Genomic DNA, 19,752 nt, shown 5'->3' with positions numbered 1-19,752 from the left:
GGTTTCGCAGCCATAAACGCGAAGAGCCCGGCACAGGCCGGGCTCTTCGGTTACCGCCAGGACGGGAATCAGAAGCCGCTGGCGTTCAGGCGACCACCGGTGACGACCTTGCCCTGCAGCGACGGGGTCGGCACAGCCGAGGTCATGATCGCGGCCTTGATGTCCGCCGCCGAGGCGCCCGGGTGCGACGAGGCGTACAGGGCCGCGGCGCCGGTCACGTGCGGGGTGGCCATCGAGGTACCGTTGTAACTGGCATACCCCGAGAGCACCGCGCCCTTCGACGACTTCGGAACGGTCGACCAGATGCCCGAGCCCGGCGCACCGATGTCCACCGTGGTGGCGCCCCACTGCGAGAAGCTCGACAGGCCGCCGGTGCTGGTCGTCGAGGCTACGGCAATGATGTTGGCCTGCGGGTAGTTGGACGGGTAGCTGGCCTGCGCGTCGTTGTCGTACGCCGAGTTGCCGGCCGCGGCGATGAACAGGATATTGGCGTTGTTCGCGCGGGTGATGGCGTCCGACAGGCCCTGCGAGAAGCCGCCGCCGCCCCAGGAGTTGTTGGTCGCGACGAGGTTGAGGCCGTGACGGGTCTTCAGGTCGGTGATGTAATCCACGGCCTTGATCGAGTTGGCGGTAGTACCGCCGCGACGGCCCAGGAACTTGGCGCTGATCATCTTCACGCCGCTCCAGCAGACGCCGGCGACACCCTTGCCGTTGCCGCCCACGCCGCCGATCGTGCCGGCCACGTGCGTGCCGTGGTCGTCGTTGGCGCCCCCGGAGTTGATGTTGTTGCTGCCGCCATCGAAGTCCCAACCGCGGGTGTCGTCGACATAGCCGTTGCCGTCGTTGTCGACGCCGTCAGCCGGGTCATATGGGTTGACCCACATGTTGGCCGCCAGGTCTTCGTGGTTGAAGTACACGCCTTCGTCGATGATACCGACGACCACGTTGCTGCAGCTGGTGTGGCCAGCGGCCCAGGCTTCCGCGGCCTGCGAACCGTACTGGTTGGCCGGGGAGGACGCGTCACCGTACATGCCCCACAGCGAGCCGTTGGTGTAGTAGGTGTCGTTGGACGTGGCCGAATGGGTGTAGATCCAATTCGGTTCGGCATATTCGACCGCGCCATTGCGGCTGAGCGCACCGATCGTGGCGGACAGGTCGCGACCGGCCGGCAGGCGCATCAGGGCCAATTCGCCGCGCTGGCCGTTGCCAGCACGCAGGGTGTCAATCTTGGAGGCGCCCAATCCTTGGCGAACGGCGGCCTGCTGGGCGGCCGTGGTGCCGTCACGGAACTTCACCAGCAGCTCATTGGCCTGGTGGGCGCGACCGGCCTTGAGGCCAGCGATGACGAGATCCGGACGGCCGCCGGCGAACGCCGCGGAAGACAGGCCGAGAGAGGCGACGACAGCGCCGGCCAGAACCGCGGTGCGAATTGGATGCTTCATGATTGGAACTACCCCCGAAATAGTGGTTCACACGAAAAGCGCGGCCGCCCTGGCCGCGCTCTCGGAATCTGGGGGATTTTCTGAAGGTCCGCATGCTGCAGCGCAGCACGCGACCAGGATCAATGTCAGGACAAAAGCGAGGCGGATAAAGGCCTTGCAACCTGAGGTTTACCTGAAAGCTCGATCGCAAGCCGACGAGCGGTCGTTTTATAGATTTGAACGGTGTCCGGTTTTCCCGAGTTCGTAACAGCCGGGGAACCGCTGTCGCCGAATTCGCGGATGGTGACGTCGAGCGGGAGGCTCCCGAGCAACGGCACGCCATATTGCTCAGCCATCCGCCGCCCTCCACCCTCGCCAAAAATGTGCTCGGAGTGGCCGCAGCGGGTGCACACGTGGACCGCCATGTTCTCGACTAGGCCCAGCACCGGCACATGCACCTTCTCGAACATTTTCAGCGCCTTGCGCGCATCGAGCGTGGCCACGTCCTGGGGTGTCGTCACAATCACGGCACCCGCGACCGGAATTTTCTGGGCCAATGTGAGCTGGATGTCACCTGTGCCCGGCGGCAGGTCGATGATCAAGTAATCCAAGTCGCCCCAACGGGTGTCGTTCAACAACTGGGACAGGGCGGACGTGGCCATCGGCCCACGCCAGATCATCGGCGTGTCCTGGTCGACCAGAAGACCGATCGACATCGCCTCAACTCCATGGGCTCGCATCGGTTCGATGGATTTGCCGTCGGGGCTGTCAGGGCGCCCGTGCAGGCCGAGCATCATCGGCAGACTGGGGCCGTAGATGTCGGCATCCAATATCCCGACACGCGCACCGTCTTTGGCGAGCGCCACCGCTAGATTGACAGCGGTCGTCGACTTGCCTACCCCACCCTTGCCCGAGCCGACAGCAATGACGTTACGCACGTGCGGCAGCGGGCTAAGGCTGGGCTGTACTGCATGACTTGGGATACGTTGCGTGATGTCCAGTCGACCGAGACGCTGGCCTGCTTCGGCGCAGATCCGGGCAACTTCTCTGCCAAGCCAGTCCTGGAGCCATTCGCAGGGGATCCGGAAGCTGACCTCCACAGCCGCTCCATCTTGGGCCGTCGCCGAACGGATCTTGGCGCACTCGCCCAACTCAACCTCCAAGCCTGGCAGGATCAGTTCCGCGATTTGCCTATTCAATAGATCCAATGCCATCGGTCCAACCATATCGCTTGAGATTGGGGTCATTTTACTCTGCAGACCCTCGACACGCCGTGCAATCCCCGTGGCGCCTGATCGAAACCAACGAGAATTCATTTCTTCGCTATCGCGCCACAAGCATGGTGATGCCGCCAAGCCGAACGAAATGACCGCTAGATCCGCCCCATTCCATACTCAACCGGATGCGGTATAACGACCGGGACGCCCGGATCGCCCGGTGCAGTCACATTTTGCTTATTCCCTTGGGAGGGGATCCATGCGCAACAAATTGTTCACGCTCCTGATCGCGCTGCCACTGCTGGCCCTCTCGGCCTCGGTGTTCGCGCAGTCGTCGCCGGTTGGGTCCTGGACCACCATCGATGACAAGACCAAGAAGCCGAAGTCGGTCGTCGAGATCTACGAAACCACCAACGGCTCGCTCGCGGCCCGTGTGGCCGAAATCCTGCACTCCGACCGTGGCCCGAACCCGGTGTGCGACAAGTGCGACGGCGAGCGGAAGAACAAGCCGGTGAAGGGCATGGTCATGATGTGGGGCGTGAGGAAGAAGGGCGATAGCTGGGAGGGCGGCCAGATCCTGGACCCGGCCACCGGCAAAGTGTATTCGGTGAAGGTTCGCCCGATCGAAGGTGGCCGGAAGCTCGAAGTGCGCGGTTTCCTGGGCTTTTCGCTACTGGGCAGGACCCAAGTTTGGGTGCGCCGCTAGAATTATCCCGTCTAATCAAGACTTTAGGGCCCGGGTTACCGGGCCCTCACTGTGTTACATGATCCAGAGACGCATGGAGGCCTCTACAAAATGCGACGCACTCGTTAATTTCATGTTACGTTCAGGCTTCAACGGATGAAGAACTCCGAGTCAGTGCATGGACGCAATTCCAAACAGCCCAAAGGGGGTAGATGGTGAAGGGACGTAACAACGCTTTGCAGAGGAGCCGCCTGAGTGCGGCATTGTTCGCCGCATTGCTCGTGCCCGTGTCGGGCGCGGCATTCGCACAGGACCCGGCTGAAGACGAACAGCAGGGACAGACCTCGCAGGCCACCACGGTGGACAAGGTCACGGTCACCGGCTCGCTGATTCCGCAATCCGAGGTCGAAACATTCGTCCCGGTGACCGTCATCACCGCCGAGGACATCCAGACCCGCGGTTTCAACAACGTGACGGAAGTCCTGCAGAAGTCGTCGTTCGCGACGGGTGCGGTGCAGGGTTCCCAGACCTCAGCCTCCTTCACCCAGGGTGCGGAGACGGTCAGCCTGTTCGGTCTGCCCCCGGGCTACGTGAAGTACCTGATCGACGGCCGGCCGATGTCGAACTACCCGGCGCTGTACAACGGCAGCGACGCGTTCAACAACATCTCGGGCATTCCGATCGACCTGGTTGAGCGCATCGAGATCCTGCCGGGTGGCCAGTCGTCCATCTACGGCTCCGACGCCATCGCGGGCGTCATCAACGTCATCCTCAAGAAGCGCGTGGATGGTGCCTCCATCAGCGTGCGCGGTGGCGCATACAGCGAAGGCGGCGGATCCAGCATCCGTGCCACGCTGTCCAACGGCTTCAGCTCCGAAGACGGCCGCCTGAACGTGCTGGCCGGCCTGCAGCTTGAGCAGCGCGACCCGATCTGGGGCTACCAGCGCGACCTCACCAGCCAGTACAACCCGCGCGGCTACAACCGCCAGCTGGCCAGCCGCGACTTCCTGGTCTACGGCCCCTTCAGCAGCTACCGGTTCATGGATCCGGCCAACTGCGCCAACGTCGACCACCTCTTTGGCGGCACCGAAGGCCTGCAGACCCGCCCGGGCTTCGGCGACGAGAACTACTGCGGCTCGATGAACACCCCCGGCTACCGCACCCTGCTCAACGGCAAGGAATCCGGCCAGGCCTACCTCAATGCCACCTTCGACATCAGTGACAATGCCTCGCTCTACGGCAACGTGCTGTACAGCGAAGAGGAAGTGAAGTACCACGTCGGCTCCAACTTCACCTGGTGGGGAACTGGCGTGAAGTGGGGTTACTTCTTCGATCCGCGCTTCACCGATTTCGGGGTGCGCGACGTGTATGGCCCGTTCTTCTGCGCCCCGGGTGCAGGCTATGCGGCGTGCGTCGCCTCGTTGCCGCCGGGCGACCTGGTCAACCTGCAGCGTGCATTCTCGCCGGAAGACATGGGTCCGGAAGGCTTCGACAGCACGATGAGCACCGACAAGAGCAAGGCGCTCCGCGGCAGCATCGGCATCGAAGGTACCTTCGGCGAGTCGAACTGGGACTACGATTTCGGCGTCACCTACTCCCAGTACAAGCTCGATTCCACGTCGTGGGTCCGCTGGGCGGACAAGATGAACGACTATTTCGAACGCACGGTGCTGGGCCCGCAGCTGGGCACTGATCCGTACTTCGGTTACCCGGTGTACACGCCGGATTACAGCAAGTTCTACCAGCCCATCAACCCGGTCGACTTCTGGGCGATGAGCGGCTTTGCCACGACCTCCGCCAAGACCAGCGACACGATGGCGCGTGCCCAGATCGTCAACGGCAGCCTGTTCACCCTGCCCGGCGGCGACGCCGGCATCGCGGTGGTCGGCGAGTGGGGCCAGCAGGAGTGGCGCTACAACCCGGATCCGGGCTTCCTCAACGGCGAGATCTGGGGCCAGACCGACGTCCAGGGCGGCGGCGAGCGTGATCGCTACGCGCTGACCTCGGAGCTGCGACTGCCGCTACTCGACATGCTGACGGCCACCGTTTCTGGTCGTTACGACAGCTTCAAGGCCAGCGGCCGGACGATCGACAAGCCGACCTACAGCCTGGGCCTCGAGTTCCGCCCGACCGATACGCTGCTGGTTCGCGGCAAGTACGGCACCGCGTTCCGCGCTCCGACCCTTGCTGACCTCTATCAGGGCGAGAGTGGCTTCTACACCAGCGTCACGGACTACTACAGCTGCTCGCTCGCCGGTTACTCGCCGGAGCAGGTGGACGACTGCCCGGCGCGCTTCTCCAGCCGCCAGGTGTTCGGTACGCAGTCGGGTAGCCTCGACCTGCAGCCGATCAATGCGGATGTGTGGAGCGCGGGCATCGTGTGGGCGCCAATCGAGCGCATGGCACTGACCGTGGATTACCACAACTGGGACATCTACGACGAAGTGACCACCCAGAGCGCCAACGGTCTGATGCTGCAGGAATACCGCTGCCGCACTGGCGTGGATCCGATCAGCTCGCCGCTGTGCGTCAACACGCTGGCCCAGATCACGCGTAATGCCACCGGCCAGGTCACCGAGATCTACACGCCGAAGATCAACGTCTCCAACCAGCGTCTGGAAGCCGTCACCGCATCGTTCAACTACGGGTTCGATGTCGGCAGCTTTGGCGACATGAGCCTGCGCAGCAGCTACACGCAGAAGCTGAGCCACGAGTACCAGCAGTATCCGGAAGATCCGATGATCGACCTGCTGAACGATCCGTACTGGAGCTCGGATCCGAAGCGCAAGGCCGAAGCGTCGCTGTCGTGGCGTCGCGGTGACTGGGCCTCGACTGTCTACGCCAACTGGCGCGACAAGACGCCCAACTACCGCGCATGGATCTCGACCACGGGCTACGATGCAGCGCTGGCGGGCCAGCTGGGGTCGACCACGACCTACAACTGGAGCGTGTCCTACCACGCCTCGTCGAACATCGACCTGTCGCTGATGGTCAACAACGTGTTCAACAAGATGCCCCCGTACGACTCCACGTACCCGGGTTCGAGCGGTGCGCCGTACAACAGCTACAACTTCGACGTGAACGGCCGCGCCGTGTACCTGGAGATGCGTTACAACTTCGGCCAGCGCTGATCCCGGGCTGATTCGAAACCTGTAAGACACGACCCCGCCGAAAGGCGGGGTTCGTGTTTCAGGGAGACACCGCAGTCGGTCTTATCCGACCGGCAAACCGCCCTCGCGCAGTAGGGCACGCACTTCTGTGAGTTGGTCCGCATAGCGCTTCCAGCGACCGCTCGAGCGCGCGTGCAGTCCCTCACGCACCTGCACGACGCTGGCCGTTGCCACCGGCGCGGCGTTGTCTTGGAATCGCAGGCATGCGTCGTCCCACGGCAGCCCACAGAATTCCAGCAGCCTGCGCGTCTGCCCCTCCTGGTCATTCACCAGTTGCTCGTAATCGACCTCGAGGATGCGGCCAGGCAGGACCTGCTGCCAGTGGCGCATCAGCCGATCGAACTGCAGGTAGTACCGACCCGTGTCCATCACGTCGTAGGAGTAGCCGTAGTACGGGTTGCCCGCCGCGAACAACTGCCTGAAGTTGCTCAGGCAGGTATCCACCGGATCGCGTCGCAGGCAGACGATGCGCGCGTTGGGCAGCGCTCGCGCGATGAAGCCGGCGTACAGGAAATTGTGAGGCAGCTTGTCCACGAAATGCGGAGTGCCATCCGTGCCCGGGCGCGTGCTTTCGAGATAAACGCGTCCCAGCTCCTGCGGGTCGACGCCGAGCGCGCGCTGGATGGTATCGCTGTCCAGCAGGGCCTGCGTCCGGCTTCCCGACAGACGCTTCAATGCAACACCAAAATTTTGCAGTTCGCCCGCCGAGCGCACCGCAGGGTGACTGGACAGGATCCGGTCGACCAGCGTGGTGCCCGACCGCGGCATCCCAATGACGAAGATCGGCTGTGCGCTCGGATCTCCCGAAGACACCGCACCGACGTCGGAAAACGCCGCGTGCAGCGCATCGAACAAAGCCACATCGCGTTCGGGCTGGTAGCGCTCAAGGCGACCGCCCGCGGCCTTGCCTGACACGAGGTGCCCAAATGCATCCGCGTATTGCCCCAGGTCCTCCAATTCCTTGGCGAGTGCCAGGTCCAGATACAGGACGGCCACGGGATCGGCCTCATGTTCCGCGCGGAGACGGCGGAGCCTATCGAGGTGGTTGCGCTGCTCCGTCTGGCGGCGGTGCTGGGAGAGCGCAAGGTGTGCCTTCCAGTGCCCCGGATCATGGGCGAGGCACGCCTCGTATTCCTGTTCTGCCTCGTCCAACCGGCCGTTGAACGTCAGCGACGTCGCCAGGTTGAATCGGTAGCTCGCCACAGTGGGCATTGCAGCCGCCGCGCCCGCAAACGCCTGCAGCGCTTCCGCGTGGGCATTGTTCTGCGTGAACACCACCCCGACGGTGTCCAGGGACATCGCGTCCAGGCCGCCCAGCGCCATCGCCCGCCGCGCCTCGGACAAGGCCTCCGCGCCCAGGAACACCGCCGAGAGCGCCGCCGCCGACTGCGCCGCATAGTCCGGCCGGTCTGCATTGAGGCGCGTGGCCGCCTGCAGGTGGTCCAGCGCGGGCCGGTAATCCTGCTCTCGCAGCGCAGCCACACCCGCAACGAAATGGACGCCGGCATGCCGGGGCGCCATCCCGAGCAGTCGTCCAGCCATGTCCCGGGCGCTTCGCCACTGCCCCGCGTTCAGGGCATCGATCGCCCTGGCATAGAGTTGTCGTGCTTCTTCCATCGTTCCATCGTACCGCGGGGTCGATGGGGGCGTGCGATAATCGCTGCCCCCTTGCGCCGCGTACTCCCATGTCCACGCCACGCCAACACCTTGTCACCTGTGCCCTGCCCTATGCCAATGGCCAGATCCACCTGGGCCACCTGGTGGGCTACATCCAGGGCGACATCTGGACGCGGGCGCAGCGCCTGTCCGGACACACGGTCCACTTCGTGTGCGCGGACGACACCCACGGCACCCCGATCATGCTGGCCGCGGAAAAGGCCGGGATGACACCGGAGTCGTACATCGCCGGCATCCAGGTGGCGCACGAGCGCGACTTCGCCGACTTCGGCGTGGCCTTCGACCACTTCGACTCGACCAACTCTGAGGGCAACCGGGTCCTGACCGAAGCGATCTTCCAGCGGCTGCTGGAGAACGGACACATCACCCGCCGTTCGGTCGCGCAGCTGTTCGATCCGGAAAAGGGCATGTTCCTGCCGGACCGCTACGTCAAGGGCATCTGCCCGAACTGCAGTGCAGCCGACCAGTACGGTGACAATTGCGAGAACTGCGGCGCGACCTACGCCCCGACCGAGTTGAAGGAGCCGCGCTCGGTGCTGTCGGGCGCGACGCCGGTCATCCGCGAGTCCGAACACTTCTTCTTCGAGGTGGGCCAGTTCGAGGCCTTCCTGCGTGGCTGGCTGGCCGGCGACGTCGCCACCGCGGGCACCAAGGCCAAGCTGCTGGAATGGCTGGACGCCGAGGGCGGCCTGCGCGCATGGGACATCTCGCGCGATGCGCCGTACTTCGGTTTCCAGATCCCGGGGCACCCCGGCAAGTACCTGTACGTGTGGCTGGATGCGCCGATCGGCTACCTCAGCAGCTTCCAAGCCTTGTGTGATCGCGAGGGGGTGGACTTCGCCAGTTTCCTGCGTCCCGACAGCGCGGCCGAGATGCACCATTTCATCGGCAAGGACATCGTCAACTTCCACGGCCTGTTCTGGCCGGCGGTGCTGCACGGCTCCGGCCATCGCGCGCCCACCCGCCTGCACGTCAACGGCTACCTGACGGTGGACGGCGCCAAGATGTCGAAGTCGCGCGGCACGTTCATCATGGCGCGCAGCTACCTCGAGCATGGCCTGGACCCGGAAGCGCTGCGTTACTACTTCGCCACCAAGACGTCGGGCGGCGTCGACGACCTGGACCTCAACTTCGCCGACTTCGTGGCGCGGGTGAACTCGGACCTGGTCGGCAAGTTCGTCAACCTCGCCAGCCGCTGCGCGGGTTTCATCGGCAAGCGCTTCGACGGTCAGTTGGCCGCGTCGCTGCCGGATGCGGCCATGTACGACCGCTTCGTGGCACAGCTCGCGCCCATCGCCGAAGCCTATGCGCGCAACGAGGCTGCCACCGCGCTGCGCCTGACGATGGCACTGGCCGACGACGCCAACCGCTACATCGACGACACCAAGCCGTGGGTGCTGGCCAAGCAGGAAGGCGCCGACGCCGAACTGCATGCCGTGTGCACGCAGGGGCTGAACCTGTTCCGCGTGCTGGCCGTCGCGCTCAAGCCGGTGCTGCCGCGCGTGGCCGCGCAGGCCGAGGACTTCCTCGCCGCGCCGGTCCGGGGCTGGCAGGACCTGCAGGTGCCGCTGCTGGCCCATCGCATCCACGACTACGCCCCGCTGTTCACCCGCATTGACCCGAAACAGATTGACGCCATGATCGAAGCCAGCAAGGAATCCCTGCAGCCGACCGTCGCCGCTGCGAACACGTCCGACACCCAGACCACTGGCAAGCAGTCTGCTGAGGCCAAGGCGACGACGCCGCAGCCAAAGGCGGACGCGGCCAAGGGTGCTGCCAAGGCAGGCGCCAACGACGCGGGCGAAGGCGCTCCCGCCTACATCGGCATCGACGACTTCGCCAAGCTCGACCTGCGCGTGGGCAAGGTGCTGGCCTGCGAATTCGTGGAAGGCTCGGACAAGCTGCTGCGCTTCGAACTGGACGCCGGTGAGCTGGGCACGCGCCAGATCTTCTCGGGCATCCGTGGCTCGTACGCGGAACCGGAGAAACTGGTGGGTCGCAGCGTGGTGTTCATTGCCAACCTCGCGCCGCGCAAGATGCGCTTCGGGATGAGCGAAGGCATGATCCTGTCGGCCGGCTTCGACGGCGGCAGTCTCCATTTGCTGGACGCCGACAGCGGCGTGCAGCCCGGCATGCCCGTCCGCTGAGGCTCTCCGCAGTCAGGCAGCGGCCAGCACACCCACTGGCCGCGCGGTCCTGAACACAGCCGGGACAGCCGCGCGCCATGCCATCCTCCTCCCCGCGCACCCACGACGTCGACGCGCTGACCGAGCGCTTGGACCGCCTGCTGCCCCAAACCCAGTGCGGGCAATGCGGCTACCCGGGCTGCCGGCCGTATGCGGAAGCCATGGCCACCGGCGCGGCTGGTCCAGACCACTGCCCGCCCGGCGGCGATGCAGGCGCCCGCGCCCTGTCCCACGTGCTGGGCGTTGCGCCGCGCCCGTATGACCGCAGTCGCGGCGAGCACAAGGCGGCGGCCGTGGCGCTGGTCATTGAGGCGGACTGCATCGGGTGCACCAAGTGCATCCAGGCCTGCCCCGTGGACGCGATCATCGGCGCATCCAAACACATGCATACGGTGATCGAGCCGCTCTGCACCGGTTGCGAGCTGTGTATCCCAGCTTGCCCGGTTGACTGCATCGTGATGGTGCCGCCGCAACCCGCGGTGTGATCTCGCGCTAGCGGCAACGCGCCGTCGTCGAGCAGGCGCGGGCATCGGTCGCCCGGCCGTATGCCCGACATGCGTCCGTACTTCGTCAGTGCCCGCCAGCGCCTGTGCCTGTGCCTGGCCGGCGTGGCCATGCAGCGCAGCAGCGCTGCCGCTTCGTCCACTCAGTTCGGGGTGGGCGTCGCCCCATCGATCCCGCAAGCCGCGCAGATCCGTTCGACCGCATAGCCCTTTGCACGCAGCTTCTCGACCACGCCGTCGCTGCCAAGCAGGTGCAGGGAGCCCACGACCACCAGCACGTCACTGTCCTTGCCGTGGCCATCCAGCATCGCCTGCAGCTGCGGCACCCAGGCGTCGTTCCGCTGCACGTTCATGATCTGGTAGGACGCCGGCGCCTTTTCCTGCATTTCGACGCGCGTCAGTTGCTCCAGCCGCACCGTGTCACCGTTGCGCCATGCGTCGTGCAGTTCGTTGAGCACCTTGGGCATTTCGTCGACGCGATCGACGAAATCCACGAGGCCGGCGACCTGCTCGTCCATCGGCGAGGCATCCAGTGCGTTGAGCTGGAAATCGATGCTCTCCAGCGCCCCGGTTACCTTGCCCGCCTCAAGCGCGCGGCGGGCCAGATGCTGGTCCAGGCCCATCTCGGCCCTGAAACCCTGGGCGCCCGCCATGCCAAGCGTCAGCGACAGGTTGACGAACCACGGCTCGAAACCGTCGATGGCCGCAATGGACCCGCCTTGGCGGGCGAGCAGTCGATCCAGCTTCTCCCGCAATACGGGCGGAACCACGTTGCTCAACCGACGATCGTCGCTGTAGCCCGCCGCAAGCATGAATTTCTGTGCCGTCGCGGGATCCGAGAGCTCATCCAGAGCCACCTCGAACACCACCTTTTCCGCCTCGTCGAAAACACGGTCCACGTCGCCCGACAACGGGTAGTCACTGGGCTTGAGCAGATGCAGGGAGCCCAGCAGGTAGACGGCGTTGTCGCGGTCGGACACCTTCCAGAGCAGCGGCACCGGCGACGTATCCGCCACCTTGCCAGGAGCCTCGGCGGTCTTGGCAAGCGAAGCAGACACCGCGCTGTCCTTCGCGACGGCCATCGCACGCGTGGGCGCGGGCGCGACCCGGGGCGCTTCCGTGGCCGCCCAGGCCACGGCCGAGATCAGGGTGGCGGAACCGAGGATCAGGCCAAGGGCGTTGGGGCGTCGGGACATGTGGACGGTGGCGGTAGGTGTTGGCGGCCCGCTAAGGGCTCAGAGTTTCTTGGCGTACGTCTTCTCGCCCGCCGTTATCTGCAGGTCCAGCCGGTTCTCCGGCGGCGGCAGCGGACACGTGGCGAAGGAGGTAAATGCGCAGGGGGGATTGTAGGCCTGATTGAAGTCCAGCATCACCTTGCCCTGCGCATCCGGCAGGTCGGTGTACAGGTAGCGGCCCGCGCCGTAGCTGCCGTGCCCGCTGGTGCGATCGGCCAGGATGAGGAACAGCTTGCCATCGCCCTCGTCGAGCGCTTCCAGGCGGTACGTCTTGCCTTCGCGTTCAAACTCGACCGCGCCCGGATTGGCGACCGGCTCCGTGGTGCCGATGATGTTCACCACATCCATGGTCTTGCCCGCCGGATGGGCAATGAAACGTCCCGGGATCTTCCAGGCCGGGTCCGCCTGCCAGTACGCCAGGCCGGCAAAACCGGTGCGGGTGGGCGCGTCGGCGTGCTTCACGCGGAGGGCATACCGCTGGCCGCGCTGGATGATGGTGGCCAGGCCTTTGCCTTCGTCAAAGCCAATCACGCTTGGCCCGGCGGGATCGGCATCGGTGCGCAGTGTGACCGCGCCCTTGAAAGGCTGGCCGTCCAGCGTGAGGGCCACCTTTGACTCGGGCGAGAAGCGGAGTGTGTCCCCCTTGAGCGTGAGCATCCCGAGGTGCGCGGGGCCCGCGGCAAGGCGGATGCCATTGTCCGCATCGCTGCCCAGGTAGTGTGAGCCCGGGTCCACCCAATGCAGACCGACCAGACTGGTCCAGCCGTCGGGCTTGAGCAGGTCGGCTTTGCGCTGCTCGCGCCACGCGTGCTGTGCGTTGTTGAACGCGACATGCTCGGCGGCGGACGCGGCCGGGTCTGCCGCGTCGTCCTTTCCGCAGCCGGCCAGCAACGTGCCCGCGAGGAGGAATGTCGTCATCAGGGCGCTCGGGAAATGGCGCAAGTCAGCGTCCTCGCAGGAACCATCGGTCGATATCGGAGAGGGTAAACCGCGCCCACGTGGGGCGGCCATGGTTGCATTGCCCGGAACGCTCAGTGATTTCCATCTCGCGCAGCAAGGCATTCATTTCGGGCAATGTCAGGCGACGGTTGGCGCGCACGGCCCCGTGGCAGGCCATCGTGGCCAGCAGTTCGTCACGCGCAGCCGCCACGCGGCGCGTCGCTCCGTGCTCACGCAGGTCCGCCAGCACGTCCCGCAACAGTGCTTCGACGTCGCCGTGCGCCAGCAGGGCGGGCACGCTGCGCAAGGTGAGCGACTGCGGCCCGCTACGGGTAATTTCAAAGCCCAATGCAGCCAGCGTATCGGCTTCGCGCTCCGCCACCTCCGCTTCACGTTCGGCCACGGCCAGCGTGGCAGGCACCAGCAGGGGTTGCGTGCGCAGGCCTTGGCCATCGTGCGCGGCTTTGAGCTTCTCGTACCCAATGCGCTCGTGGGCGGCGTGCATGTCCACCACGATCAGGCCGTCGGCAGTCTCGGCCAGGATGTAGATGCCGTGCAGTTGGGCAATCGCATAGCCGAGCGGGGGCAGCGTCGCCTCGGCACTCGTGGGCAACGGTGAGGGACCGACGCCCTGCGCCACCACCGAAGAGGGGGTCGCGCCATACAGCGCGCCGTAGGAGGCGCGCACCTCTTCCACGGGCAGGCCAAGCGGCGCCTGCGGCCGGTTCCAACCGATGCCCGCACCGCCCGGGCGACCTTCGGCATAACCACCGCCCAGCGGCATTGCCACGGACGGGGTCGTGAAAGGCGTGCCGGCGGCCGATACGCCCATCCCACTGTCCAGCCCTGTGCCAGCCAGCCCGGAAGCAACGCCTGCAACCACGCCCGCGCGCGTACCCGCCAAGGCATCGTGCAGCGTGCGATAGACGAAATCGTGGATCAGCCGCGAATCGCGGAAGCGCACTTCGTGCTTGGCCGGGTGCACGTTGACATCCACGCGCCGCGGATCGAGCTCCAGGAACAGCACGTAGGCCGGCTGGCGTCCATGGAACAGGACATCGGCATAAGCCTGCTTGACCGCGTGCGCGATGCTGCGGTCGCGAACCGCACGCCCGTTCACGTACAGGAACTGCTGGTCGGCGCTCGCCCGGTTGTAGGCGGGCTGCGCGATCCAGCCATGCAGAGTCAGGCCCGCCGCGGCGTGGTCGACGTGCAGCGCATTGCGCGCGAACTCCTCGCCGATGGCCTCGTGCAGTCGCGCATCCGAAAGCAGGTCACCCTCGCCCTTCCAGCGCCGCGACGGCTTGCCGTTGTGCGACACCCGCAATTCCACGTCCGGGCGCGCCAGCGCCAGTTGCCGCAGCCAGTCCTCGATGTGCCCCAGTTCGGTGCGTTCCGCGCGCAGGAATTTCCGGCGCGCCGGCACGTTGTAGAACAGGTCGCGCACTTCGATGGTGGTGCCCTGCGGGTGCGGACGCGGCATCACTTCGCCCACGCGGCCACCGTCGATTTCCAGCGCGGCGCCGTGTTCGGCCGAGCGATGGCGCGAAGCCAGGAGGAAGCGGCTGACGGAGGCGATGGAGGGCAGTGCTTCGCCGCGGAACCCGAGCGTGGCAACCCCCTCCAGGTCGTCGAGCGACGCGATCTTGCTGGTCGCATGGCGCGACACCGCCAAGGGAAGCTCCTCGGACGGAATGCCGTGGCCATCGTCTCGGATGCGGATCAGGCGGACGCCGCCCTCCTCCAGATCGATGTCCACGCGTTTCGCGCCGGCGTCCAGCGCGTTCTCGACGAGTTCCTTGACGACCGACGCGGGTCGCTCAACGACCTCGCCGGCGGCAATCTGGTTGATGAGGGTATCAGGCAGCTGGCGGATGGGCACGTCGGGGGCGACGCCTGTTCGGCGCCGTCAAAAGGCCAGCGGTGATGATAGCCGGAATCGCCGACGCGCCCCGCGTCGGCGACGGATCAGGGACTGCCACCCGCGGCGGCGGCGCCGGCCGATGCGAACTCCGTTGCCTTGGCACGCGCCGCGTACCAGGTCCCCGGCGGGGGCTGGCGGGTGAAGTGGGTGTTTACGCCATCCAGCACGGCGCCCGCGATCTTGCGCACGAACGCAGGATCATTGAGGCGGCGCTCTTCCTCCGGGTTGGAGATGAAGGCGGTCTCCACCAGCATTGCTGGCATGTCGGAGGTGCGCAGCACGGCGAAGTTCGCGCGCTCGACATGCGGCTTGTGATTGTTGCCCACGCGCTTGAGCCCGCTCAGCACCTGGTCCGCGGCCTCTTCGGAGGCACGCATGTGGCCGGACTGGGTCAGGTCCAACAGGACCGATGCGAGCGTGTTGTTGGCCTTTTCCAGCCGCACGCCACCGATCAGGTCAGACGAGTTCTCCTTGTCCGCCAGCCAGCGGGCGCGCTGCGACGACGCGCCCTTCAACGAGAGCACGTAGACCGAGGACCCGTCGGCGCTGCGGTTTTCCGCGGCATCGGCGTGGATGGAAATGAACATGTCTGCCTTGGCGGCGCGCGCCCGGCGTGCACGCTGGGGCAACGGGATGAACTCATCCCGGTCGCGGGTCAGGAAAGCCTTCAGGCCCGGCGTGGCATTGATCTGGCGGGCCAGCTCTCGGCTGATGGCCAAGGTGACGTCCTTTTCGCGCGTGCCATTCATGCCCAAGGCGCCCGGATCCTGGCCGCCGTGCCCCGGGTCGATCGCAATCACCAACGGGCGGGCGCCACGGCCGGTCATCACGTCCTGCAGGGTCTTGACCGCGTCGGCACGGGAAGTCGCCTCCGCGTCGGTGGCCGCCGAAACGCTCGTCGGTGCGGGAATACCCGTGGCCACCCGCGTTGTGCCTCCGGTGGCAACGCGAGCCGGGGCTGGCGTTGCCTGAGACAAAACGGCGACCGAGGCAGGCGCGGTGGCCGCCGGGGCCGGTCCTGCATTGCCTTGGCTCGCGGCCGCGGCGCTGGCCGGCAGCCCGGCTGCAATCTGGGAAATCAGGCGGCTGGTGGCAGCGGACGAGGCCGCCGCCGGATCCACCGCGGAAGCCGCCGGAGACGGCTTGGCGGACGGAATGCTGGAAGCAGGCGGCGGCACCGTGCCGGACGCCACGCTGCTGGCGGGCGCCGTTTGCACGTTACCCATCGCCGCGCCATCGCCTGGCCATTCCAGGACCAGCGAGGTCCCCGCGGCCGACGGCTCCAGCCGCGGCTTGAGAACGGCCACCTTCTCGGTCAGGTCGAACACGACTCGCGCGGTACCGGGCGCGGGCTCGCCCACGCGGACCGACTTCACCACGCCGGCGCCCGAAGGCGGCTTGACCCCTTTGCCTAGCGCGGACGCCGGCAGATCGACGACCAGGCGGTCCGGGCCTTGAAGGCTGATGACCCTGTAGTCGGCGGACTGGTCTAGGGCGATCTCGGCGCGGGTGCCCGTGGCACCGCTGCGCAGCTCCAACCCCTTGATTTCACTGGAATGGGCAAGGTTCCAAGCCAGCGCCGACAGGAGCGCTGCGCCCAGCAGGAACTTCTGCACGGTAGCCCCCTTTTCTCGCATGGGCCCAAGTCAATCACTCCCCCGCCCGGATTGCAAGCCCTTTTTCCCTTATAGATCCAGTACCTGGCTCAACTTCCTGTCCCCGGGTTCAGGAAAGCGCCCCAACCCCGTGCCGCGTGACGGCCTCGACCCATTCCACCCCGGCCGAAGTCCGGGCCTGCAACCGGGCGCGCCGCCCCGATCCAGCCACGGCCAGGTCGACCACCAGATCCGGCGCCGGGAGCGCCCCTCGTCCCCGCTCCGGCCACTCGATCAGCCAGAGCGTCACCTCGTCGGCATCCAACCCCAGGAACTCGAGTTCGCCGGGGTCGGCGATGCGGTAGAGGTCCAGGTGCCACGCCTCTCCGCCAGCAGGCAGCGGGTAGCGCTCAACCAGCGTGTAGGTGGGGCTGCGGATCGTGCCCGTCACGCCAAGCGCCCGCAGCAGGGCACGCGCAAGCGTCGATTTCCCCGCTCCCAGATCGCCGTGCAGGTGCACGACTGCGTGCCCGGGCCGCGTTCCGGCCAGCGCCGCACCCAAATCGGCCGTCGCGTCTGCGTCCCCCAACAGGAACTCCGTCATGCGCCCTCCCCGGCATTGCGCAGTCGCCGCAACTCAAGCATCAGGTCCCCGGGCAACAGGCCGATGCGACCGCCAGTCGTAGCGGCAGCATCACCGGCGGCGGCGTGCAGCAACGCGCCCGCCGTCACCGCCTCGAACGTGGGCATGCCCTGCGCGCATAGCGCGGCCACCACGCCCGTCAACACATCGCCCATGCCACCCACGGCCATGCCAGGATTGCCCGCGCCAATCACGCGCGGCGTGACATCGGGTGCCGCCACCACGGTGCCGGCACCCTTGAGCACCACCGTGGCATGGAAGCGTTGCGCCAAGGCATTCGCCGCAGCAAACCGATTGCGCTGTATCGCCTTGCCGTCCGTGCTCAGCAGTCGTGCGGCCTCGCCGGGGTGCGGCGTCAAAATGCAGTGGGTGCCCAGCGCGCGGGGCGAATCGGCCAGCAGGTTGAGTGCGTCGGCATCAATCACCAACGGCTTGCCTGACCGTACGGATACGTCGAACAACCAACGGCCCCAAGCGCCCTGCCCCAAGCCGGGCCCCACTGCGATCACGTCCGCCGATTGGATCAGGTCATGCATGACCGCATCCCCCAGCGCCACGGCGCGCACCATGGCTTCAGGACGACGCGCGAGCATCGCCGCTACGTGCTCGGCGTGGGTCGCCACGTCCACCAGGCCGGCACCCGCACGCAGCGCGGCTTCGGCAGCCATCAGGATGGCGCCGCCGTGCCCCAGGTCTCCGCCCACGCACAGCACGCGGCCGTGATGCCCCTTGTGGCTGTCACGCGACCGACGCGGCATCCGCTGTGCCAGCGTGTCGGCGGATACCCACTCCGCGGCAGGCGGCGTGCCCGCAAGATCCGCAGGCACCAACTCAAGATCGGCCACCCGGCATTCGCCCACGTGATCCAGCGCCGCTCCCGTTACCAGCCCACGTTTGCGCAGCAGGAACTCGAGCGTCACATCCGCGCGAATGGCCTCGCCTTCGACGGCACCATGGTCTGCGTCCACGCCGCTGGGGACATCCAGCGCCAGAACGGGCACGCCCGCGTGGTTGATGGCACTGAACAACGCGGCGACCTCACCCATGGGCGCGCCAGAAAGACCAATGCCAAACACCGCGTCGACGAGGACGTCGGCCGCGGGCAGCGCGCCAGACCAGCAAATGGTCCGGCCGCCGGCTGCGGTGAACGCATCGGCCGCCTGCTGGGCCAGCCGGCCGCGCGGCGCATGTTCCGCCAGGTGCACGACGACGACGTCGCGGCCGACTTCCAGCGCGTGGCGCGCCAGCACGTAACCATCACCGCCGTTATTGCCGGGTCCGCAAACCACCACGATGCGCAACGCCGCCGGCCAACGGTCGAGCACGACCTGCCATGCCGCGAGACCGGCGCGTGCCATCAAGACCGCGGCGTCGCCCAGGCGCGCGGTTGCGCGCACCTCGACGGCTCGCACGGTTTCGACGTCATGGAGGGCAGCGCCGGACATGGCGCGATTCTATACTGCCGCTGCCGTGAGCCCGTCCCCCGCCCCGCCAGCTGCCACCCACACCGACCTCGACGCACTGGCGCCGCGCATCCGCGCGCTGGCGCACGAGGCCGGCTTCCAGCATTTCGGCATCACCGGCATCGAACTGGGAACCGACGAGACCCATCTCCGCGATTGGCTTGAAAAAGGACTGCACGGGTCAATGGGCTGGATGGCGCAGCATGGCGACAAGCGGTCGCGGCCTGGCGAGTTGATCCCGGGGACGCTGCGCGTGATTTCGGTGGGCCTGGATTATGGGCGCCGGGATGATCAGGAAGCGCGGGAGACGCTGGCCGACGGCGAGCGCGCCTACGTGGCCCGCTACGCACTGGGCCGTGATTACCACAAGCTGATGCGCCAACGCCTGCAGAAGCTGGCCGAGCGTATCGCTGCCGAGATTGGCCCTTTCGGCTATCGCGTGTTTGTCGATTCCGCGCCGGTGCTGGAACGCGCGCTGGCGCGCAACGCGGGCCTGGGCTGGATCGGCAAGCACACCTGCCTGATCGATCGTGACGGCGGCTCATGGTTCTTCCTGGGTGAGATCTACGTCGACCTGCCCTTGCCGGTTGATCCCGCCGCCACCGCCCATTGCGGCACCTGCACGCGCTGCCTGGAGGTTTGTCCGACGCAGGCGATCATCGCCCCGTACCGGTTGGACGCGCGTCGTTGCATCTCCTATCTCACCATCGAACACGACGGCGCGATCCCCGAAGAACTGCGCGCGCCGATGGGCAATCGCATCTTCGGGTGTGACGACTGCCAGCTGGTCTGTCCCTGGAACAAGTTCGCCAAGCGCAGTGACGAGCCTGACTTCCGTGCACGCAACAACCTTGACCAGGCGTCACTGGCCGAGCTGTTTGCGTGGGACGAAGAAGAATTCCTGCGCCGCACCGAAGGCACCGCGATCCGCCGCAGCGGGCACGAACGCTGGCTGCGCAACATCGCGGTGGCACTGGGGAATGCGCCCACCACGCCGGAGGTGATTGCGGCACTGGAATCGCGCCGCGGCCACCACAGCGAGATGGTGCGTGAGCATGTGAGCTGGGCGTTGCAGCGTCACGGAGTCGCCTGAG

14 protein-coding genes are annotated in these 19,752 nt (G+C 66.5%); 5 read left to right on the top strand and 9 right to left on the bottom strand.

Annotated features, from left to right (window positions below; all coding sequences use genetic code 11):
• Positions 1–68 precede the first annotated feature (68 nt).
• Both ACYVBS_RS10120 and apbC read right to left on the bottom strand, forming a co-directional pair.
• Positions 69–1,442 carry a S8 family peptidase gene (locus ACYVBS_RS10120; RefSeq protein WP_460823447.1) on the bottom strand — a complete coding sequence of 458 codons (1,374 nt, stop codon included), beginning with the start codon at positions 1,440–1,442 and terminating at the stop codon, positions 69–71.
• 125 nt (positions 1,443–1,567) lie between these two features.
• The gene (apbC, locus tag ACYVBS_RS10115; protein ID WP_460823674.1) at positions 1,568–2,629 is read right to left on the bottom strand and encodes an iron-sulfur cluster carrier protein ApbC; all 1,062 of its coding nucleotides are present in this window, start codon (positions 2,627–2,629) and stop codon (positions 1,568–1,570) included.
• Positions 2,630–2,897: 268 nt separating this feature from the next.
• Between apbC and ACYVBS_RS10110 the strand changes: the two genes are divergently transcribed.
• The gene (locus ACYVBS_RS10110; protein ID WP_460823445.1) at positions 2,898–3,344 is read left to right on the top strand and encodes a DUF2147 domain-containing protein; all 447 of its coding nucleotides are present in this window, start codon (positions 2,898–2,900) and stop codon (positions 3,342–3,344) included.
• Positions 3,345–3,535: 191 nt separating this feature from the next.
• Positions 3,536–6,454, top strand: a complete 2,919-nt coding sequence (locus ACYVBS_RS10105; protein WP_460823444.1) for a TonB-dependent receptor plug domain-containing protein — start codon at positions 3,536–3,538, stop codon at positions 6,452–6,454.
• A gap of 81 nt (positions 6,455–6,535) precedes the next feature.
• Here the strand turns inward: ACYVBS_RS10105 and ACYVBS_RS10100 are convergent, their stop codons facing one another.
• Entirely contained in the window at positions 6,536–8,035 is a 1,500-nt protein-coding gene (locus tag ACYVBS_RS10100; protein WP_460823443.1) for a sulfotransferase family protein, read from the bottom strand.
• 143 nt (positions 8,036–8,178) lie between these two features.
• Here ACYVBS_RS10100 and metG point away from each other — a divergent pair, with 143 nt between their 5' ends.
• Together metG and rnfB are read left to right on the top strand one after the other, a co-directional pair.
• Positions 8,179–10,317: a methionine--tRNA ligase gene (metG, locus tag ACYVBS_RS10095; RefSeq protein ID WP_460823442.1), complete on the top strand. Its 2,139-nt coding sequence runs from the start codon at positions 8,179–8,181 to the stop codon at positions 10,315–10,317.
• A gap of 77 nt (positions 10,318–10,394) precedes the next feature.
• Positions 10,395–10,841, top strand: coding sequence for an Rnf electron transport complex subunit RnfB (gene rnfB, locus ACYVBS_RS10090; RefSeq protein WP_460823441.1), 447 nt, complete (start codon positions 10,395–10,397; stop codon positions 10,839–10,841).
• Positions 10,842–11,002: 161 nt separating this feature from the next.
• Here the strand turns inward: rnfB and ACYVBS_RS10085 are convergent, their stop codons facing one another.
• The 6 genes from ACYVBS_RS10085 to ACYVBS_RS10060 form a co-directional block, all read right to left on the bottom strand.
• On the bottom strand, positions 11,003–12,055 hold the full coding sequence (locus ACYVBS_RS10085) for a TraB/GumN family protein (protein WP_460823440.1): 1,053 nt from the start codon (positions 12,053–12,055) through the stop codon (positions 11,003–11,005).
• 39 nt (positions 12,056–12,094) lie between these two features.
• Entirely contained in the window at positions 12,095–13,012 is a 918-nt protein-coding gene (locus ACYVBS_RS10080) for a DUF1684 domain-containing protein (RefSeq protein WP_460823438.1), read from the bottom strand.
• Positions 13,013–13,037: 25 nt separating this feature from the next.
• Positions 13,038–14,915 (bottom strand): DNA mismatch repair endonuclease MutL, encoded by a 1,878-nt coding sequence (mutL, locus tag ACYVBS_RS10075; protein ID WP_460823437.1) that lies wholly within the window; start codon positions 14,913–14,915, stop codon positions 13,038–13,040.
• A gap of 86 nt (positions 14,916–15,001) precedes the next feature.
• The gene (locus tag ACYVBS_RS10070; RefSeq protein WP_460823436.1) at positions 15,002–16,594 is read right to left on the bottom strand and encodes an N-acetylmuramoyl-L-alanine amidase; all 1,593 of its coding nucleotides are present in this window, start codon (positions 16,592–16,594) and stop codon (positions 15,002–15,004) included.
• A gap of 88 nt (positions 16,595–16,682) precedes the next feature.
• Entirely contained in the window at positions 16,683–17,156 is a 474-nt protein-coding gene (gene tsaE, locus ACYVBS_RS10065; protein WP_460823434.1) for a tRNA (adenosine(37)-N6)-threonylcarbamoyltransferase complex ATPase subunit type 1 TsaE, read from the bottom strand.
• Entirely contained in the window at positions 17,153–18,640 is a 1,488-nt protein-coding gene (locus ACYVBS_RS10060; RefSeq protein WP_460823433.1) for an NAD(P)H-hydrate dehydratase, read from the bottom strand. Before ACYVBS_RS10060 ends, tsaE begins: the two co-directional genes overlap by 4 nt.
• Here ACYVBS_RS10060 and queG point away from each other — a divergent pair.
• Positions 18,639–19,751, top strand: a complete 1,113-nt coding sequence (gene queG / locus ACYVBS_RS10055) for a tRNA epoxyqueuosine(34) reductase QueG (protein WP_460823431.1) — start codon at positions 18,639–18,641, stop codon at positions 19,749–19,751. The two genes, ACYVBS_RS10060 and queG, sit on opposite strands and share 2 nt — an antisense overlap.
• Position 19,752 lies beyond the last annotated feature (1 nt).

This window comes from Lysobacter olei, from assembly GCF_054777355.1.
The sequence above is the reverse complement of the archived record's forward strand: the minus strand, read 5'-3'. Positions and strand labels throughout refer to the sequence as shown.

Excerpts from the sequence above, each read along its gene's own strand:
- ACYVBS_RS10120 (WP_460823447.1), bottom strand. The coding sequence starts at position 1,442 with ATGAAGCATCCAATTCGCACCGCGGTTCTGGCCGGCGCTGTCGTCGCC.
- ACYVBS_RS10110 (WP_460823445.1), top strand. The coding sequence starts at position 2,898 with ATGCGCAACAAATTGTTCACGCTCCTGATCGCGCTGCCACTGCTGGCC.
- ACYVBS_RS10105 (WP_460823444.1), top strand. The coding sequence starts at position 3,536 with ATGGTGAAGGGACGTAACAACGCTTTGCAGAGGAGCCGCCTGAGTGCG.
- ACYVBS_RS10100 (WP_460823443.1), bottom strand. The coding sequence starts at position 8,035 with ATGGCTGGACGACTGCTCGGGATGGCGCCCCGGCATGCCGGCGTCCAT.
- metG (WP_460823442.1), top strand. The coding sequence starts at position 8,179 with ATGTCCACGCCACGCCAACACCTTGTCACCTGTGCCCTGCCCTATGCC.
- rnfB (WP_460823441.1), top strand. The coding sequence starts at position 10,395 with ATGCCATCCTCCTCCCCGCGCACCCACGACGTCGACGCGCTGACCGAG.
- ACYVBS_RS10085 (WP_460823440.1), bottom strand. The coding sequence starts at position 12,055 with ATGTCCCGACGCCCCAACGCCCTTGGCCTGATCCTCGGTTCCGCCACC.
- ACYVBS_RS10080 (WP_460823438.1), bottom strand. The coding sequence starts at position 13,012 with ATGACGACATTCCTCCTCGCGGGCACGTTGCTGGCCGGCTGCGGAAAG.
- ACYVBS_RS10070 (WP_460823436.1), bottom strand. The coding sequence starts at position 16,594 with ATGCGAGAAAAGGGGGCTACCGTGCAGAAGTTCCTGCTGGGCGCAGCG.
- tsaE (WP_460823434.1), bottom strand. The coding sequence starts at position 17,156 with ATGACGGAGTTCCTGTTGGGGGACGCAGACGCGACGGCCGATTTGGGT.
- queG (WP_460823431.1), top strand. The coding sequence starts at position 18,639 with ATGGCGCGATTCTATACTGCCGCTGCCGTGAGCCCGTCCCCCGCCCCG.
- ACYVBS_RS10060 (WP_460823433.1), bottom strand. The coding sequence starts at position 18,640 with ATGTCCGGCGCTGCCCTCCATGACGTCGAAACCGTGCGAGCCGTCGAG.